This is a genomic window from Phenylobacterium sp. (assembly GCF_004299445.1).
Lineage (GTDB): Bacteria > Pseudomonadota > Alphaproteobacteria > Caulobacterales > Caulobacteraceae > Phenylobacterium.
Window position 1 is genome coordinate 35,642 of record NZ_SCTC01000078.1, and the last position, 17,867, is coordinate 53,508.

General features: G+C 65.8%; 23 protein-coding genes. 22 read left to right on the forward strand and 1 reads right to left on the reverse strand.

From position 1 onward, the window contains the following. Window positions 1-4: 4 nt before the first annotated feature. The 6 genes from EPN98_RS21610 to EPN98_RS21635 are packed head-to-tail and all read left to right on the forward strand — an operon-like array spanning window position 5 to window position 4,163. Window positions 5-475 carry a hypothetical protein gene (locus EPN98_RS21610; protein ID WP_293365010.1) on the forward strand — a complete coding sequence of 157 codons (471 nt, stop codon included), beginning with the start codon at window positions 5-7 and terminating at the stop codon, window positions 473-475. A gap of 39 nt (window positions 476-514) precedes the next feature. Then, window positions 515-844 (forward strand): hypothetical protein, encoded by a 330-nt coding sequence (locus EPN98_RS21615; RefSeq protein WP_293365011.1) that lies wholly within the window; start codon window positions 515-517, stop codon window positions 842-844. 14 nt (window positions 845-858) lie between these two features. Further along, window positions 859-993, forward strand: coding sequence for a hypothetical protein (locus tag EPN98_RS21620; protein WP_293365012.1), 135 nt, complete (start codon window positions 859-861; stop codon window positions 991-993). 3 nt (window positions 994-996) lie between these two features. Then, window positions 997-2,796: a hypothetical protein gene (locus EPN98_RS21625; RefSeq protein ID WP_293365013.1), complete on the forward strand. Its 1,800-nt coding sequence runs from the start codon at window positions 997-999 to the stop codon at window positions 2,794-2,796. Next, on the forward strand, window positions 2,796-3,482 hold the full coding sequence (locus EPN98_RS21630; protein WP_293365014.1) for a hypothetical protein: 687 nt from the start codon (window positions 2,796-2,798) through the stop codon (window positions 3,480-3,482). The genes EPN98_RS21625 and EPN98_RS21630 overlap by 1 nt, the downstream gene beginning before the upstream one ends. 3 nt (window positions 3,483-3,485) lie before the next feature. Continuing rightward, window positions 3,486-4,163: a hypothetical protein gene (locus EPN98_RS21635; RefSeq protein WP_293365015.1), complete on the forward strand. Its 678-nt coding sequence runs from the start codon at window positions 3,486-3,488 to the stop codon at window positions 4,161-4,163. On the opposite strand, the gene EPN98_RS21640 is transcribed toward EPN98_RS21635, so the two are convergent. Continuing rightward, on the reverse strand, window positions 4,160-4,615 hold the full coding sequence (locus tag EPN98_RS21640; RefSeq protein ID WP_293365016.1) for a hypothetical protein: 456 nt from the start codon (window positions 4,613-4,615) through the stop codon (window positions 4,160-4,162). The genes EPN98_RS21635 and EPN98_RS21640 overlap by 4 nt on opposite strands. Window positions 4,616-5,328: 713 nt before the next feature. Between EPN98_RS21640 and EPN98_RS21645 the strand changes: the two genes are divergently transcribed. The 16 genes from EPN98_RS21645 (at window position 5,329) to EPN98_RS21720 (ending at window position 17,794) form a co-directional block, all read left to right on the forward strand. After that, window positions 5,329-5,877, forward strand: coding sequence for a hypothetical protein (locus EPN98_RS21645; RefSeq protein ID WP_293365017.1), 549 nt, complete (start codon window positions 5,329-5,331; stop codon window positions 5,875-5,877). A 45-nt stretch (window positions 5,878-5,922) separates the two neighbouring features. Then, the gene (locus EPN98_RS21650; protein ID WP_293365018.1) at window positions 5,923-6,807 is read left to right on the forward strand and encodes a hypothetical protein; all 885 of its coding nucleotides are present in this window, start codon (window positions 5,923-5,925) and stop codon (window positions 6,805-6,807) included. 3 nt (window positions 6,808-6,810) lie between these two features. Continuing rightward, the gene (locus EPN98_RS21655) at window positions 6,811-8,256 is read left to right on the forward strand and encodes a baseplate J/gp47 family protein (protein ID WP_293365019.1); all 1,446 of its coding nucleotides are present in this window, start codon (window positions 6,811-6,813) and stop codon (window positions 8,254-8,256) included. Then, on the forward strand, window positions 8,253-9,698 hold the full coding sequence (locus EPN98_RS21660; protein WP_293365020.1) for a hypothetical protein: 1,446 nt from the start codon (window positions 8,253-8,255) through the stop codon (window positions 9,696-9,698). The genes EPN98_RS21655 and EPN98_RS21660 overlap by 4 nt, the downstream gene beginning before the upstream one ends. 3 nt (window positions 9,699-9,701) lie before the next feature. Beyond that, window positions 9,702-10,466 (forward strand): hypothetical protein, encoded by a 765-nt coding sequence (locus EPN98_RS21665; protein WP_293365021.1) that lies wholly within the window; start codon window positions 9,702-9,704, stop codon window positions 10,464-10,466. Between the two features lie 64 nt (window positions 10,467-10,530). Then, window positions 10,531-11,556 (forward strand): hypothetical protein, encoded by a 1,026-nt coding sequence (locus tag EPN98_RS21670; RefSeq protein ID WP_293365022.1) that lies wholly within the window; start codon window positions 10,531-10,533, stop codon window positions 11,554-11,556. After that, the gene (locus EPN98_RS21675; RefSeq protein WP_293365023.1) at window positions 11,556-12,818 is read left to right on the forward strand and encodes a hypothetical protein; all 1,263 of its coding nucleotides are present in this window, start codon (window positions 11,556-11,558) and stop codon (window positions 12,816-12,818) included. Before EPN98_RS21670 ends, EPN98_RS21675 begins: the two co-directional genes overlap by 1 nt. Next, the gene (locus EPN98_RS21680) at window positions 12,815-14,296 is read left to right on the forward strand and encodes a hypothetical protein (protein ID WP_293365024.1); all 1,482 of its coding nucleotides are present in this window, start codon (window positions 12,815-12,817) and stop codon (window positions 14,294-14,296) included. Before EPN98_RS21675 ends, EPN98_RS21680 begins: the two co-directional genes overlap by 4 nt. A 16-nt stretch (window positions 14,297-14,312) precedes the next feature. Continuing rightward, window positions 14,313-14,501 carry a hypothetical protein gene (locus EPN98_RS21685; protein WP_293365025.1) on the forward strand — a complete coding sequence of 63 codons (189 nt, stop codon included), beginning with the start codon at window positions 14,313-14,315 and terminating at the stop codon, window positions 14,499-14,501. Between the two features lie 401 nt (window positions 14,502-14,902). Then, window positions 14,903-15,178 carry a hypothetical protein gene (locus EPN98_RS21690; protein ID WP_293365026.1) on the forward strand — a complete coding sequence of 92 codons (276 nt, stop codon included), beginning with the start codon at window positions 14,903-14,905 and terminating at the stop codon, window positions 15,176-15,178. Then, window positions 15,175-15,534, forward strand: a complete 360-nt coding sequence (locus tag EPN98_RS21695; protein WP_293365027.1) for a response regulator — start codon at window positions 15,175-15,177, stop codon at window positions 15,532-15,534. The genes EPN98_RS21690 and EPN98_RS21695 overlap by 4 nt, the downstream gene beginning before the upstream one ends. Next, on the forward strand, window positions 15,531-16,058 hold the full coding sequence (locus EPN98_RS21700; RefSeq protein WP_293365028.1) for a hypothetical protein: 528 nt from the start codon (window positions 15,531-15,533) through the stop codon (window positions 16,056-16,058). The genes EPN98_RS21695 and EPN98_RS21700 overlap by 4 nt, the downstream gene beginning before the upstream one ends. A 464-nt stretch (window positions 16,059-16,522) precedes the next feature. Further along, complete coding sequence (locus tag EPN98_RS21705) at window positions 16,523-16,807, forward strand: DUF6527 family protein (protein WP_293365029.1); 285 nt, start codon at window positions 16,523-16,525, stop codon at window positions 16,805-16,807. After that, window positions 16,807-16,992 (forward strand): hypothetical protein, encoded by a 186-nt coding sequence (locus tag EPN98_RS21710; RefSeq protein ID WP_293365030.1) that lies wholly within the window; start codon window positions 16,807-16,809, stop codon window positions 16,990-16,992. Before EPN98_RS21705 ends, EPN98_RS21710 begins: the two co-directional genes overlap by 1 nt. Beyond that, window positions 16,992-17,246, forward strand: coding sequence for a hypothetical protein (locus EPN98_RS21715; RefSeq protein ID WP_293365031.1), 255 nt, complete (start codon window positions 16,992-16,994; stop codon window positions 17,244-17,246). The genes EPN98_RS21710 and EPN98_RS21715 overlap by 1 nt, the downstream gene beginning before the upstream one ends. Then, complete coding sequence (locus tag EPN98_RS21720; RefSeq protein ID WP_293365032.1) at window positions 17,210-17,794, forward strand: crossover junction endodeoxyribonuclease RuvC; 585 nt, start codon at window positions 17,210-17,212, stop codon at window positions 17,792-17,794. The genes EPN98_RS21715 and EPN98_RS21720 overlap by 37 nt, the downstream gene beginning before the upstream one ends. The last annotated feature ends 73 nt before the right edge of the window (window positions 17,795-17,867 follow it).

Consider the following 17,867-nt stretch of genomic DNA (forward strand, 5'->3'; position numbering starts at 1 on the left):
CAACATGCCAGGCCCCATCAGCTACCCGCTCGTGAACGGCAACCGATACAGCTACGTCTCTGTCGAGACCGTGATCGCTGGCCAGGTCATGCTCGGCATCTCGTCGATCAACTATTCCGACAAGCTGGACCCGGGGATCGTCAAGGGCACGTCGATGAACATCATCGGGATGACCGCAGGCGACCGCACGCTGACCTGCGACATCGAGATGCTGCGCCTGGAGTGGGACAACCTCCTGTCCGGACTGACCGCCGCGGGAGCTGGCGGGTACGGCCTGGCCTTCTTCGACATCTTCGTCAGCTACTCGGAGACGTTCGCCGGTGCCTTCACCAGCGACTCTATCCTCGGCTGCCGGATCACCGAAGCATCCGCGTCGAACCAGAAGGGCACCGACCCCACGATGGTCAAGCTGACCATCCAGCCGACGAACATCCTCATGAACGGGTCTCCGATCGCGCCGCCGGACTTCGTCTAGTTTTTGAGGATCTAGCCCGACGGCCGCAGCGTCGGGGGCATGACTGACGACGAGATCCAAGCCCTGAAAGCCAAGTATGCCGGCGCCGACCTGCGGATCATCAGCAACGACGAGTTGGAGATCGAGATCGTCGTCGACGCGAAGAAGCTGGCCAGGGAGTGGCCACGCTTCAGAGCGCTGCTCCAGGATGACGCGCAGGAGATGCAAGCTCACAAGATGCTCGTGCTGGCCGGCATCGTCGAGCCATCTGCCGAAGCGTTCCGCGCGCTCATCGAGGAGCGGTCTCTGCCTGCGTGCTGGGAGATCCTCGCCAATCAGTGCGGGAAGATTGTCGGCGCCAGCCGAGCGACCAAGCACAAAAAAATCTAGACGCGCTGGAGGCGGTGAAGTCCAGCCGGGTCACCGCCGCGGCCGCCCTGACCGCTCTCATTCGGCGCGAGGATGGGGAAGACGCCGAGCTCGGCGCGCTACTGCTGGCGGAGTTCGTGCTGCGGGTGATCGACTTTCTGGAGAAGTAGGCCATGGCTGACGAAGGACTAGACTGGCTGCTCAGTCTCGACGTCGACCAGGCCGAAGCTCTCTCGTTCCTGAAGACGCTCGACAAGATCAACGACGGCCTTCGGAAGCTCTCGGGCGAGACCGAGAAGTCCGAGGGAGCTAGCCACAAGGCCGCGAAGGGCCACAAGAAGCACAAGGAGGAGGCCGACACACTGACCGGCGCTCTCAAGAACCTGCTTCACAAGGGGCTTGAACCGTTCATAAAGAAAGCCGAGTCAGTCGCCGAGTTCGAGTTCCTTCGTCGCGGCGTCGACGCTCTGATCGATGCGCCTATGGAGGCGTTTGAGAAGCTCAAGGAGATCGGCGAGGAGATGCTCTCCGTGGCGGCAAAGGCGGAGCGCACAAACCGATCGTTCGGCTTGCTCCTCGGGGCGGCGGAGGGCAGTGAAGTCCTCGAGTACATCGAGGGGATCGCGAAGTACACCGAGTTCACCGACGATAGCCTGAAGAGCGCAGCGCAGTCGTTGGCGAAGGTTGGATTCGCTGGCAAGGACCTCACGCGTGCCCTGGCGGCCTCGATCGACATCGCCGCTTTCTCCCCGAACAAAGAAGAAGGAATGGGGGAGGCGCTGGCCTCCCTGGAGAGAATCAAGAGAACCGGGCGCGTGGACAACCGCGTCCTTGGCGGACTCGGTCTCGGCGAGAAGGACTTCCTAAAGGAGTTGTCGGCGCGCACCGGACAGGGCGCAGCCACGCTCAAGAAGCAGTTGGAGAAGGGAAAGATCGACACCGAGGTCGCGCTAGAGACGCTCTACACGATGATCGGGAAGAAGACCGGCAAGAGCCTCGGCGGTGCCGGCGTGGAGATGGGCAAAACGCTGTCCGCCCAGCTGACGCACCTCAAGGACCTGCCGGATCAGTATTACCAGGAACTCGCGAAGAGCCCCGGCCTGAACACCTTCAAGGACTCAATCGGAAAGCTGCTGGAAGGACTAGACCCAGAGAGCCCGAACGGCCGACGCATCTTCGGCGCCCTTGAGGGGATGTTCGAGGGGATCGGCGATAGCATCAAGACCTTCGATCTGGCCGGTGTCATCACGCTCGGCATTGAGGCACTTGAGGAGTTCTCGATCGACTTCTTCAAGTTGATCGGGAGCATCCCCGGTACGGGCGACGTTGGCGTACGTGCTCTTGTCCAGGCCAACGCGATCGAGACGAAGCGAGATAAGCGCCTGAAGAAGCAGCAGCAAGAATCACTGGACCGCAATGAGCAAGTGCTGGCAGCCCAGAGACACGGAACAACGCCTGAATTCGAGTCCTACGCGATCGCAGCCAAGAAAGCCGAGAACGAGGACAGAAAGGCCCGGGCCGCATTCTTGAGCCGCGACCAGTCTCCGATTGGGAGCGTCGTGGCCAAGAGGAAGACCTTGGTCGATTACATGGACACCGGCTTCAGCTTCGGCTGGAAGAGTGTCGGCGAGAAGGCCGGCGCCGATCTGGTTGCCGGCGTGATGAGCCCGGGCGGCATCGACGCGCATTCGCCATCGAAAAAGTTCAGGAAGCTCGGCGAGTGGTCCGCCGATGGCTTCGACGACGGCTTCGACTCCGATATCCTGAACGACAACTTCCGATCCGCGAAGCCTCCTCGCGCCGGCGGGTCGATCAACGTGGGCGGCGTGTCGGTATCCGTCTCCGTCGCGGGTGGCGCGTCCGCTACGGCTGCCGAGATCGGCGAGGCCACCGCTCGCGCCGTCGAGAGCATGCTCCCGGGGGCACTGGAGAGCGCGCTGGCAACGATCGCGCTTCAGGGAGGGACCGCCTGATGGCCATTCTGACGCCGGGTCTCGCCGTCAATTCCGCCCAGGTCGCGGCGGTCAACGGTACATTCACCGCTCCGTCCCAGATCGTCTTCTGGAACCCGACCGCGCCCGGGACCGGCCCGACGTTCCTGTCGAATCCGTGGGACTTCGCTGTGTTCAACCACTCGCAGCTCCCGGGCCTCTGGAAGGTGCATGGCCTGCCGACGCTGGCGATCGACAAGAAGAAACACGCCGGCTCCGACGGCCTCGCCATCACCGCGAACGGCTACATCCCGGGGCCCGTCGAGATCGAGGGGTTGCTCTGGACGCCGGACCAGTGGGCGTTCATGCAGGCGATCGCGCCGTCCATCTGGCGCCGGCCGACGAAGGATGCGGGGCGAAAGTTCCCCGTCGCCCTCGCCGCGACGATCGAGCATCCCGCCCTGGCTCTCTGGGGGATCTCGAAGTTCGTGGTCATCGGCGTGGCTCCGCCGGAGCCCGGTTCGATTCGTCAGTCCATGTCGATCAAGATCAAGGGGATCGAGTTCGTCCCGATCGACACGAAGACGCGAACGAAGACCGCCGGTTCCCCCATCCCACTCGCCCAGCAGCTGCAACCGCAGCCAGGAAGCTCTCTCTCCCGACCCCCGAGCGAAACCGACGGCGGCATCCACGGCGCGGCGCCAGACACCGTCGGCGGCGCCGAGTAGCCGATGGCCCTCGCCGAGCTGAACGGCCTCCCGGTGATCCGAGGCCACATCCACATGCCCCAACTCGGCGCGTGGACCGCTGACCTGGTCGTCGACACGGAGACCGACGTGACTGGCGCCGTCACGCTCACCCTCGACGGCGGTCTCCGTCTGGTTGGCTTTGCTGTGCGCGGCGGGCAATTCCAGGCGACCGAGTACATCCGCGTGATCGGAGGTGCCGGCGGTCTGGTGAGGCAGGCGCGCGTCCAGCACTACCGCAACACCACCGTCAGAGCCGTGGTCTCTGACCTCGTTCGCGCAGCCGGCGAGAGCCTGTCGAACACGGCCGACTCCTCGGTGCTCGCCCTGCAGCTGCTGGCCTGGACGCAGCTGGCGCAGCCGGTGGCAGCCGCGCTGACCTCCATCGCCAGCGACCGCCGCCACGCCGGGGCCGTGGCCTGGCGAGTCCTGGCGGACGGGACGATCTGGATCGGGCGCGAAACCTGGCCGGACGCGGGACTCAAGGCGCCGGCCGACTATCAGGAACTCGTCGCGCTGCCCTCGGAGGGCTGGGTCGACCTGGGGTTCGAGGTGCCGCGGGTTGTCCCAGGCGTCTCGCTCGAAGGGCGGCGGCTGTCGTTCGTGCAGCACTCGATCGACGGGGAGACGGTGCGGACGAAGGCGTGGGTCGCGGCGGGCTAGTTGCACTCCTCGCAGGCGTGCGTGCAGAGGCGGTTCGTGTAGAGGCAAGGAAGATTTTTGATTGCCATGCCGGTCGTCGGCGGGTCGCACAAGGCGCAGACGTACCCGTCTCGCATGCTGTTCTTGTACGTCCCGCCGGGCTGTAACTTCTGGCAACTCGCCGTGTCCACCGTGAGCGCTTCCGTTGGCTCGCAGAACGAGTAGGCCGCCGCCGCGCCGCCAGTGCCTGGTGCTCCGCCGGTTCCCGTCACAACGCTGGCCCCGCCGGTGCCCGTTGCAGGTCGGCCTCCGGTTCCGGGATCGATCGTCTGCGCACCGCCGGCACCGCCGCCAGCGTCCGGGGAATCTTCGGCGGTGATCTCACCGCAGCCCGCGACCATGGCAGCGATCGCCAGCATCAGCGCCGCGATGATGCCGCGAACGCGCGCCCACGCCGTGAACAGGGCCTCCATGTCTCCAGGGTTGAAGGTGCCGCGGGAGACCCGGGCCCGCAGTGTCCCCTCTGGGACGCCGAGCATCCTGGACACGTCGGCATAGCCGTATCCCCACAGCTTGCCGCCCTTCCCCCGAGGCTTCCGCCCTGCGTACTCGACCACCCGTCTCGTCTTCGGCATAGATGCAACGGTACGCCCACCCTCGTGTTGCACGCAATGGTGACCAGGTGTTCAGTGACCAGGGCGCCTGACGTAGGACACCAGCATCGCCCCAGCCAGAAGCACCGTCCCGAACCCCCAGAACATGATCCCGCCCGACGAATTCCCGACCGCGCAGGTTGCTGCGGTCACTCCTGTCCCGACTGCACATACGCCCTTGGTTATCATCCCCTTCTGCCAGGTCCACTTCTCGACCGCATGGAGACGGCGGTCTTCTTCATCGAGCATTGATCCAACGTCGATCCCGAGTTGACGGGCGAGTTCCTGGCCCTTCGGTGTAACTAGCGGGACGATCGTGCTGTGCCCGCACGCCGAGCACGCTGGAAGGGTCGAGCCCGGTCTGACGATCGCTCCGCCAACGTGCTGACAGTTCTTGCACACCCAGATACCCATGCGCGCCTCCGACCGGGCATCGTCGGCCGCGCCGGCGCCAGCGGTCAAGCTGAACGCCGGATCAGGCAGCGTCCGATCGCGGTTCTTGGGATCGCGCTCTGGTCTGTCCAGAATGGCGCATGTCCTCCTCTCCCGACTTCGGCCGCGGGCCGGGCGCCTCGCTCGCGGCGATCGGCGCGACCGCCGACCCCCGTCGCAAGCTTCGCGCACTCCACCCAGCCAAGGTGGTGAAGTACGGCGGCGGCCTGGTCGACCTCGTTCCCGACGACACCGACCTGCCATCGATGCCGGCGGTCCCGCTCCGCCACGGCATTCCGGGACTCTCGATCGACGCGATCAGTCCTGGCACCTCGATCCTGGTCGGGTGGGGCGGCGGAGACCCGTCAGCGCCGTACTGCGCTCTCTGGTCCGGCAGCGAGGGGGGCGTCACGGCGACTTGGAACGGGGACATGATCACGCTCGGGGCTTCTCTCGGCGCAGTGGCTCCGGTGACCTCTGACCCGTACCTGACTGCCGAGAGCGCCTACCTCGACGCGGTAGTGGTTGCGGTCACGGCGGCTTTGACGGCGCTCGGGCTTGGCGGCGCAGCCTCGACGCTGGCCGCAGCGCAGGCGGCCTTCAAGGCTCAGGCGAGTCGATACTCTGCCACGAATGTCCTCGTAAAATAGACCGCGGATTTTTAGTTCCACCGCGGGGCCGATGACGATCTGTCCGTGGCCACCGCCGCGGCGACAGACTTCGGCACCGACGTCGACTGTCGGTCTGGCGTGCCGTTGCGCTGGGGGCTCGTCTCGGGCCGGGCGAACGTCATCAACGCACTCGCTCGGCGGTTTGTCACGGCCACCGGAGCACTGCCCGACGACACCGCATACGGGCTCGATCTCCGCGGCTACCTGAACGCGGGGTTGACCGCGTCGGGTCTGTCTCAGCTACGCAGCTCCATCATCGCTCAGTGCGAGCTCGACAAGCGCGTCCAGTCCTGTGACACGGTCGTCTTCGACTTCAACGCGCAGGCGAGCACCCTGGTCGTCACGCTCGTCATCAGCGACGCGGATGGGCCGTTCACGCTGGTGCTGGCGGTCAACGACCTCACGGTCGCGATCTTGAACCAGGGCCAGACCGCGGCTGCGGCGCTCGCTGGGGCTGCAGTGGCCGAAGCGACTGTGACCAGCACGCCGGGGCGCGATGAATCGCCGGGGCCTTCGGGGCCGCCGGGACCAGCCGGGAGCGGCGCGGGAGGGATCGAACTTTCGTTCCCGAAGACCGTCGCAACGAACACGGGAGCGGCCGAGATCATCGAGCAGATCACGGTCGACTTCTCGGGCCTCACCGGGAGCACCGTGCTGGTCGATCTCGTCGGGCGCGCTCTCAGTGCCTCGGGGACGGCGACGTTCAGGATCTATGTCGGAGGCACCTACGACGCGCTTGACGGGACCCTCGTCGGTACCACCACGACGACGAGCACCAGCCTCGTCGAGATCCAGATCAGTTCGTCGATCACCAACCCGACCGGTCTCCGTCCCGTGAAGATCGTCGGCACCAGCGGCGCGGCCGGCCAGGACGCTCGGCTCACCTCCTACACGATTTCGATCAGGTAGCCGATGGCCTCCCCGTACACGCTCGCCGACCTGCTCACGCCTCAGAACCTGGACCAGATCCGGGCGGCATATCTCGCGGCGCTGCAGGGCGCGGGAATCCCGGCCGTGACCGAGTGGTTACCCAAGGTCGGCGTCGAGATGGCCTACGTCGACATGATCGCGCGGGCCATCGACGAGCAGATCGCGGAGGACCTGCCGGACATCGTCGCCTCGGGGTTTCTCGGCAAGGCGACAGGGATCTTCATGGACCTGCTCGCCCAGCAGGTCTACCAGCTCGAACGAATCGCGGCGACCTCGACGACGTTCAACCTGCAGTTCTTCTCCGCCCCGGCCGCGCCGCCGTACAACCTCGGGGTCGGCGACATGACCGTGATCGCGCCGAGCGGCAACCACTACTCGAATACGGCGGCGTTCTCGACCAAGCCGGGTGAGGCTTCGGACCCGGTGCCGTTTCAGGCCGCGACCGCCGGCGCCTCGTTCGCCGACGATCCATCTCCGTCCGGCGCCGGCGTCATCTTCCAGATGGTCACCGCCTTCGCCGGGCTCACGCTCCAGCCGGCCTCAGCCGACTTCGACCCCGTCACCCAGAGCGGATCCTCGATCGGACAGATCAAGCCGGTTCGTTCGGGCGCAACCATCCCTGACCCGCACACGATGGTGCTCAGGATCGACGCGACCGGCGACGTTGGCTCAGCGCAGTTCTCGATCTCTCTCGACGGCGGTCCCTTCGCCGCTCAGGGAACGCTCCTCGCCACCAACACTGGTCTCGCGGGAGGGTGGACGGTCATCGCCCAGTCTGGCGGGGCCACGCCAAGCTTCCGCAAGGGCGACACGTTCACGATCATCTCACCGGGCGGACCGAATTATGTCCAGGGTAGTGACGAAGAGAGCAACGCCGACCTCGCCGCCCGGTGCCGAGCTCGGTGGTCGACGCTCTCGCTCAACGCGACCAAGCCGGTGCTCTACCTCTGGGCGCGCATCGCGTACAACGCCGCCAGCCGCATCCAGGTCACGCCGGACCCCGTGACGGCGGGCCAGATCAACATCGTCGTTGCCGACTCGCACGGTCCGATCAGCGCGGTCGCGGCGCGCGGGATCGAGACCTTTATCGCCGGCAAGCTGCGCAACGTCCTGGCCTCGGTCCGCGTGAAGCCGGCCACCGCCTTTGGACTCAGTACCAGCGGGAACGTCAAGGTAAGCGCGGCCGACAAGACGAGAGTGCAGGCGGCGGCACAGGAGGCGTGGCTGCTCTATCTCGGCACCGTCCCGCTCGGTGGTGTCGTGCGGCTGGCCGAACTCGATCAGGCGATCATGGACGCCGGGGCAATCGATACCGATGGCCTCGCGTTCGACGAGGTGCCGGCCAACGTGCAGCTCGGGCCCGGCGTTGTGCCTCAGGACGGGAACGACGGCGGACTCGCGGAGGCGATGACGTGGCAGCTGCTGTGACCACCGTCGACGATGCCGTGCCTGCCCTGTCGAAGGAGCAGATCCAGGGATTGCTCATCGGGTATCTGCAGAACGCCCGTCTCCCCACGACGGACTGGCTGAGCGGCGCGTTCATTCGCACGCTCATGCAGTTCCACGGGACGGCCCCCCTCCAGAACTTCGGACTCCTCAAGGCGAGGATCGTCAAGAACGGCTTCCCGATCGAGGCGACCGGCGACGACCTGACCAACCTGGCGCAGCAGATCTTCTCGATCACGCGGAACATCAGCCTGGCAGGCCCCCGTTTCGCGCAGACGTTCACTCAGCAGGCGGTGGTCTTGTCGTGCGACGCGAGCCACGGGCCCTACTCGGTCACGTCGGGGAGCTTCTCGGTCCGCTCGCGCATAACCGGCAACCGCTACACGTCGATCACGTCCGGCACGATCCCGAGCAATGGCTCCGTCACCGTCACCTTCCAGGCCGAGAGCGCGAACGATTCGGCGAACGGCCTCAACTTCGCCGACGGTCCGGGGACGCTGACCAACGTCAGCGAGAACCCTCTCCCGGGTGTCACTGCCAACAACGTCGCGCCCAATTTCTCCGCCGTCACTGCGGTCGCGGTCGGCCTCGGCGTGGTCACGGTCGGCGGGACGCCCGCGGCCGCCCCCACGGCGTACGACGTTCAGATCACGACGGCCGGTCAGGTCGGGGTCGCCGTGTTCGAGTACAGGACGAACGGCGGCCTCTGGAACACGGGGCACGCCACGGCAACCAACTTCACCATACCGAGCGGGCCGACGATCCACTTCGCCAACGACGGCGGCGGGTCGAACCCATCGTTCCTCGTCGGCGACAAGTATTCGTTCACGTCACCGGGCACGCCGATCACGCAACAGGGCCTCGACCCGGAGACCGACTCCGCGCTGCTCGCCCGCTGCCAGGCTCGCTGGCCGTCGCTCGACGCGGAAGGCGACACTACCGACAAGCACCAGGTCTGGGCGCTGGCGGCGAGCCCGCTGGTCACGCGGGTCAAGGTCGCGCTCGACACGAACTACCCCGGCCGCGTCCTCGTCACGATTGCCGGCGTCACCAACCCACTCGGATCGCCGACCGTGGCCGCGGTGCAGCTCTACATCGACCAGCGCGAGGAGGTCGGTGACCTGTCGCTCGTCGCGGCAGCCACCGTGACCACCGTGACCGCGACGGGTACGGTGACCGTTCCGATCCTCCAGCTCGCCACCGTCCAGGCCGCCGCGAAGGCCAGCTGGGACCCCTATGTCGCCGGCACGGCTGTCGCGGGAACGATCCGCCTCGCGGTCCTCGAGGCGTTTCTCATGGATGCGGGGGCTATCGACGTGTCGGGTCTCCAGCTGAATGGATCGCCCACAAACCTCGTCATCGCGGCCAACGCGATCGGGTCGCCGGCGGACATCACGTCGACGCTGACCTGGGTCGGGGTCTGAGCCATGTCCTACTCCACCTGGCTACAGACGCAGGGACCGAGTTGGATCCTGGATGCCGTCGGAAAGGCGCTAGCCAAGACAGCGGGCGCCCAGTATGACGCCCAGGCCGACCGCATCCTACAAGGCGTCCTCAAGCGCTTCCCGACTGCGGGGCAGCTCGACACGGACCCGGCATCGGCAACGTTCAGGCGCCTCATCGTCGGTCCGTCCGATGCGCTCGACCAGATCGGGGCGGACAGAAGTCTGCGCCGCGGGCCGGGCGAGTCTGACGCTGCCTATGCCGTGCGGCTGCTGGGGGCCTGGGACTTTCACATGTTCGCCGGCAGCCACTACGGCATCCTGAGGTCTCTGGTGATCGCGGGCTATGTCGGCCCGATCATCGTCCAGGACAACGGGCGCTGGTCGCGACTCACAGGGTCGGCGGGGACGATTGCGGACATCACGTTCGGCGACCTCATGCTCTGCGTGGACCGCGGGCGCCCTGGCTGGATGTTCGACACGCGGACGGACTTCTACTCACGCTTCGGGATCATCTTCGAGAATACGGCTGCGAATCTTGAGTCCGCTTCGGGCCAGACGATCCTGAACGAGATCGTGGAAGAGTGGCGACCAGGAAAGGCTTCGTTCGTTGGGACCTGGGTCATTTTGGCCGGGCGCCTGCTCGGATGGCCCGTGGGCCGCATCCTCGGAACCGACCCGAACCTCGGCGGCAACTCGGTCCGCTTTATCCCCGGCGACGGCAGCACACCCGTCGTGAGGGGTCCATAGGAGACGCATGCCAACGAACACGACGGGGAATCCGACCGGTGTAGAACCGCCAGACGCAGGGCCAGTGGCCAATGGCGCGCCAGTCGGCGCGCTACCGGCTGACGGTGACCCACCCAACGCCGCCACCTTCGCCCAGCCCTACAAGGTCCTGCTCGACTGGGTAGCCTTCAACGCCAAGCGTTCGGCTGTCTCCATATTCGGCACCGGCGCTGATGGCGACGTCACAATCTCGTCGGGCACGACGAACCTCTCGGCCAGCGCGAACTACGTCAACCTGACGATCGGGGCGACCGGGATCTTGGTCGCGAATTCGTTCCTGATCAACGTCAAGGGCACGCTGACCGTCGTCTCGGGTGGCAAGATAATCGACGCCGCTGCGGCACCCAAGAACGGGGGTGACGCAAGCGGGATCGGCATAGGCTCGGCGGGGCTCGGCGGCAACGGATCATCGACCGGTGTCTATCTCGGCGGGGCCAGCGGTGCCAACGGAGCCGTGACCACCGTGGCTGGTACGCCTGGCGATGCCGTGACGTTCGCCCTTGGCGGCGCGGGTGGCGCGGGTGGCGCGGGGAACACGGGTGGCGCGGGCGGGGCGGCGGGAGCGTTCACGGCGCCCGCGGCAGGCACGATCACGGACATCGCCCGAGCGTTCTCGCAGCCCGGCTGGGTCATCGAGCGCACGGGTTCGGCCGGCGCGAGGACGGGCACGCTCCGCGGCCTCATGGGCGGTGGCTCGGGTGGCAGCGGCGGAGGCTCTCCGACGCATCCAGGGGCTGGGTCGGGGGCTGGCGGCGGTCTCGTGGTCATCTTCGCTCAGCACGTCGTGCTCGCAACGAGTTCCGACATCATGGCACCCGGCGGCGATGGCGGGGCAACTCCCGACGGCGCGTTTGCGGCGGGTGGCGGCGGCGGTGCCGGGGGTGGCGGCGCGGTGCTGCTCTACTACGGCACGAAATCGGGACCGTCTCTCAGCGCGGCGGCGTGCTGCCCCGGCGGCGTAGGCAAAGGCCCGGGCGGGACGGGTAGCGGTTCATTCTTCGGCGCCGGCGGGAGCGTGGGCCATGTCTTTGAGTTCAATGTCGGGTACTGATGAGCCGCGAGATTCTCAAGCGCGACCTCGACTTCGGCGCCTTCCGGGCCCTGAACGCCGCTGACGCCGTTGGCGCGCAGGACCTGCCGGCGTTCCATCAGATCGACGACGGCATCACCGCCCGCGTCGGCACCATCACCTGGCAGCGGCTTGGGCCGAACTCGTTTCAGCTTCCGCTTACCCAGGGTGGCGAGAGCGTCGGCGCGTTCATCCGAACGAATTCACTCATCGGAGGCGTCAATCCGTCAACGGAGCTTTACCAGCTCCAGGTGCTTGCCCCTGCCTTCGATCTGCGAGGCACGGTCGTGGTTGCCGGAGACACGGGCGTCGGGGAATCTCGGGTCGGCATGCTCATCGGGCAGCAGTCGGACTCGGTGACGCCGATCCGGATGCAGACCGGCGATCACAACTTCGTCGAATTCGGCACCTTTCAGAAGGGCATCCCGATGGCGACGATGACCCACGGGATCGAGTTCAACACCCTCCACGATGTCGTACCAACCACGCGCGTGGTTGGTAACGTTCATCCCCACCACTTCGTCGCCTCGACTAGCAGCACTCCATTTCACGTGGGGTTCTTCGCGCACGACTACTGGGACGGCGCGTTCGATCTGAACGCCCCTGGCCTGATCATCGATCAGTATGAGGGCGACGGGAACTTCGTCCTCTACTGCGGCGGCAGGTTCTGTGATTTTGGCGCGGGCATCCTCTGGGGCCAGGCGCACGCGGGAAGCCTGGACTGCTACATGGACGTCGCCTTCGGGAGTGCGGCGAATGTGGCAGGCCCAGGACACATCAGGCTCGCTTTCGACGAGACGGCCGGGCATCGATATTGGACGACGTCGGTCAACACAGGCGCGTATAGGCCACTGACGACAACGATGGGCATGGCCGTCGTCTACGATCCTCCGGCGCGGACGTACCCGGCTGGAGAGACAATCGTACACAGCGTTTTCCCAGACGATTCTGGGTCCTTCGGGTTCTCTTCGATCTCTCCGCGCAACTGGAAACTACCGCCCCAGGTAGCCATCACCGGCGGCCACCTCACCGCGGGCATCCGCTTCCGCCAAAGCCAGGGCAGCGCGACGACGCTGTTTCTAAATGCGAGCTCCGATTTCGTGAGAACGGCTCGCGACACCGTGGACCTGAACGTGGTCAGCGCGTGGCTAACGGCGATCGAACTTGTGGTAGTGAACGACACGCTCTCAACATCTGCTTCGACCGATGTAGACGCATTCAGGGTCGAGTACGAGCAAACATGAGCACTGTGGTTAAGATTGGAAATGGCGCTGACCCGATAGATTTCGGAGGCAAGGGCGCGCTCCATGTGGCCTCGGCTGGTGGAGTACCAACCAGTGGAACCAACCTAGCCGACGTCACCGCTTTGACCGGTGGCTCACTAGCTGATGGGTCCATCGTTTTTACCGTGGGCGGATTGCTCACGGGAGACTCCACCACAGTCAAGATCGACACAACGACCAAGGTAGTCACGTTTCAGACGGCCGACAGTCTGTCGTCGCACCAGGTAAACATCGGGCATCCGTCTGCGCTGTTTGAGATCGGCAGAGACAATCGGAGCGCTCAGCCAACGACTGGCCTTCTTCGCTTCTACGGTGAGCAATCGAGCTTCGATGGGTTCGCCTTCGATGGGGTAGGTGGACTCAAGGTCACCATCCAGCCGGCCGGGCACGTGGACATCGCGAACCTGTCCGCTGGAGGGGTCGTGGCGGCGGCCGTATCGACTGGGCGGCTTGCTATCGCGGGTAACGCGACCGCCCTGGGCGCCGTGAGCGGAACGAACACCGGCGACCAGACGATCACGCTCGCGGGGGATGTGACCGGATCGGGAACGGGGACGTTCACGGCGACAATCGCATCCCACGCCGTGACGAATTCGAAGTTTCGCCAGGGCGTGGGCCTATCTGTTGTCGGCGTCAGCGGATCTTCGACGGCCGACGTGGCTGACATCACGGCTGGATCGAACGCTCAGTTTCTGGGGCGCCGGTCTAATGCCCTGGGTTTCTTCGGAATCCTCAATACCGACCTGCCGGCCGCCACGACGAACGCGGTACTGTTTGGGCGATCTGGCGGGGGATACGATAGCGACTCCGTCATCGTCGTCGACGCGACCAATCACCGTATCGGCGTCAATCAGACCACGCCCACGCACACCGTTCACGTCGGAGGCGACGTCGCCACCAGCGGTGACATAACCGTCGGCAATCAACTCCACGTCACGGACACGTCGACGCTGACCGGACACGTCGATGCGAACAATGGGCTGGCCGTCAACAATGCGATCCTGACGGCGAACGCAACCGGGACCGCATTCGCCGTAACGGCCGGCAATGCCGATCTCCAGCACGACGCGCATGTCGGCGGCAACCTGTCCGTCGACGGTAATGTGTCCGTTCCTTCTGGTCATCTGACCGTGAACGGTAACATTGAGACCACCGCCGGAGGTTTTATTGTCGGCACCACGGTCATCTTATCTTCCGGCGCCACATTTCCCGCTGGCGTGATATGCGCTGGATTGAACTCATCAAGTGACATTGTGGCCGGCGGCGATATCATCTTGACCGGAGAAATTCAGTTCTCTGTAGTCGATGCTCCGGGCGCTGGAGCATCTGCAACTCTGGCCCAAGTCGGCAGTCCCGGTCCTACGTCGGCGGCTCAGACCGGATGGCTGCGGTGCCGCTTTAGCGGAAACACAATCAGGATCCCTTATTGGCAGGGATGAACAAGGAGACCGGCGCATGCCCCGTATATTCCCCCTCATCATCGAAGGAAAGATTGATCTTGACGCCATCAAGACAATCGCCGATCTGGACGCGAGGGTCGCTCAGGTCGCAGCAGCAGCTCGCGACGCCATCTTTCGCGAGATCGTGAAGGCCACTGCACCACCGGAGACCGCCCCGGCCCCGGTCGTGACTGAAACGAAATGATGAACCGTTCGAACCACTCACGGGAGGCCCATGAATGACGCTGAACGCACGCCGTCCGAGGCCCCGTCCGAGCCGATTGGCCTCATCCTCGAGCACTGGGTCGCGCGTCTTGCTGGAGTTGTCCAAGATGGACGAGCACTTCGATCGCGCCTCGGAAACGCTGGTTCGGTTGAGCTCGGAGCTATCGCCCTCGAGGCCGCAGGCGCGGCCGAGCACACGTCGGCTGCCTGCCTCGAAGCTGCTCGCCTTCTCCGGGCCTACGTCAAGCGTGGCAGCGCCGATACCCAGCGGGACCTTCCGGCCATCGGTCGTCGGCGACGCTGGAGTTGGGCCACTGCCGCGAAAGTGATCGCCGCCCTGGCGGCCCTGCTCGGTGCGCTTGCGGCCTGGAGGAGCGCTCATTGAAGCCCGAACACATCATCATGGGCCTGACGGCCGCGGTCTCCCTGGTGACGCTGATCAAGATGATCCGCGGCGCTGGCACCACGGCCGGGGTCGAAGAGGCTCAGATCAAGGCGTTGGTCGACGGCTTCGAGGCCCTGCGCGCCGACATCAGGACGATGTCCCATGCGCGTTTGCTCCCGCTGGAGAAAGACGTCGCGGTGCTGAAGGAGCGCGTCGACGAGGCCGGCCGGCGTCTGCAAGCGCTGGAGACGCACCCGGGGCGTCGCGGATGATTCTCATCGTCGAAGACAATCTGTACCTGCGTCGCCTCTGGCTGTCCGTGCTCGATCGCGCGGGTCATGCAGCACACGGGGCGGCATCCGGAGGCGAGGCCATCGCGGCAGCGATCGAGATCCTCCCCGACCTTGTCATCACAGACCTCGACCTACCCGACATGAACGGCTTCGACCTCATCGCCGAGCTGCGCCCGCTCGGGTCGTTCCCGATCGTTGCCGTCACCGGGGCCACCGATCTCGGGAGCCTTGCTCATCTCGGATTCGCCGAGACCGTCATCAAACCGATCGCGACAACCGATATGGTTGCCCTCGTCGATCGACACCTGCACACCAACGGAGGACCCGCCGCATGAAAGCTATCAAGAGGATCCTGTTCGCGTACGCGCTGATCGTTGCCTTCTTTCTCATCGCCATCCCCGCCGTGCCTTCGTGCGCCCACGTCGAGAAGGTCGCCACCGACTGCAACGCCACGGCGGATGTTGTCGCGGCGGTCGATCGGGTGCTTGCCCACGATGCCTATGACGCTGAGATCGCAGCGCTCAATCTCGCCTTGTGCGTGGCGCGCGACGCGGTCGCGAAGGACCAGGCCGCGGTATCGGCCGATGCGACGGCGCTCTCGGCGCACGACCCGCTCGCGAACGCGAAGCTGGTTCACGCGCAGGCTTGGCTTGCGGCCCACGGAGGCCAGGCGCCGGTCACGATCAAGGCGGGGCTCCCCGGCGGTGGTGGAGGCGGCGGTTGGTGCTGCTTCCATCCCAACGGCGGCGGCATCTGGCACGTCGGCGAGGTCGTGCCCGACGGGACGCTCGTCACCTCGGGCAATATCGCCGGGCTGTGCGCGAGCGGGCGGCTGCCGGTTCGGCAGGTCTGCCAGTGACCTTTGTCTGCGAGGTGATGACGTGAGCTTCCTCGACATGAACGGCACCACTGCGTCCAACGGGTCGTCCGGCATCACCGTCTCGTCAATCCAACTGGCGTATCCACTTCCGATCGATCGCGACGGTAGACCGCTTCCTTTGTGTGCTAACTGTGGCAATGCGTTCATGGATCATTCTCTACTTCGGTCGGACTGCCCGGGGTACTCGACCGTCCTATTTCCAGGATGGCCTGGAGAATGGCCTAGGTCGTGAACGAGCCATTCCGCCCCGTCCGTCTCCCCGTCAATGACGAGCGTCTCGCCGAGGTGGCGCGCCTCGGGCCTGCCGGCTGGTTTCGAGACCACGCCACGCACTCCCTGACATGCGGCTGCGCGCTGACCGAGGCCGACGCTAGCTGTGACGTCGGGGCGGCGCTGGCGAGGCTGGCGGCGCGCGAGATCGTGCCTCGGGCGGCGGTGCCTCGGTGAGGCTCGTCGATCTCAATCCGCGCTGGGCCGGCGGCACCGATGACGACGCGCACATCGGCATCACATTTGACTGCCCTGGGTCCTGCTGCGGGAACGCAACGATTAGGGAACGCATCTACGTGCCTTTCCGCAACCCGATCGGCGGCGGCGATCCAATTCCGGGCGACCCGCGATGGAACCGAACCGGCGACACCTTCGAGACGCTGACGCTCACGCCGTCGGTGGATGCGAGCAATCGAGGCCACTGGCATGGGTTCGTGACGGCAGGCGAGGCGAGATAATGCCTGACGTCGAGGCCATCGAAGATGCCTTCGCCGAGCTGGTCGAGCAGCAGCGCCAGCGACTGATCGAGCTCGTCAAGCAACACGGCTGGGAGCGCGGCGCGCGGATCTTCGGCTGTGCGCGACCGCATCTGGCGGGCGTGGTGTGCGTCTGCGGGGCGGCGGGCTCGGCAGTGGTGGCCTGATGTCGCGCGACCTCTTGATGTTGGCGCTGACGTTCTTCTGCGGTGCCGCGTACGAGCTCGGCTGCGTGTTCTGGGTCCACTACTCGGAGTCGGACCGCCCGGCGCCGGCGGTCGGATGGTCGTGCTTCAACGCGCTCGTCACTGTCATCGGGCTTGGCGAGGCGCTGCATCGGCCGCTGTTCATCGCTGTCTACGTCGCGGGGTTCGGGACAGGGACGTGGGTGGCCATCTCGGTGAAAAGGCGACGGCGCTGATGCGGTGCCTGGGCATCGATCCCGGCTCTCTCCGCTGCGGGTATGCGATCATCGATGTCGCGCCCGGCTTCCGCCTCACGTTCGTTGAGGCCGGCGTCATCACCGCCCCGAAGGGACGCGACCAGCACGCACGGCTCGTCGAGATTGGTTGCGACCTGGAGGCGGTGATCGCCGACTTCCGCCCTGACACGGCCGCCGTAGAGGCTGGCTTCGTCCAGCATCTCAACGGGGCTCTCACCCTCGGGGCATCCCGTGGTGTGGTCTGCTATGTATGCGGGCGGGCCGGGCTGACCGTGACCGAGTACGCACCTTCGACCGCGAAGAAGGCCGCGACCGGGAACGGAGCCGCGAGCAAGGAGGATGTCGCCCGCATCGTTGCCGTTCGCCTCGGGCTCAGGAAGATCCCAGACGGGGACACGGGGGACGCGATCTCGATTGCGATCTGCCGAGCTGCCGACCGTGACGCCGGCTGGGTCGAGCGGCCGCGCGTCGCGAAAGCCCCCAACCCGTTCTTCATCGCGGTCCCCGGATCGGACTCGGCCGTCTGACGACAGTCGTGCTATCGTCTCGCTCGTTGCTGGTTCGATTCCAGTCGGGCGGCTGGCAGGGGCGCCCGAGGGC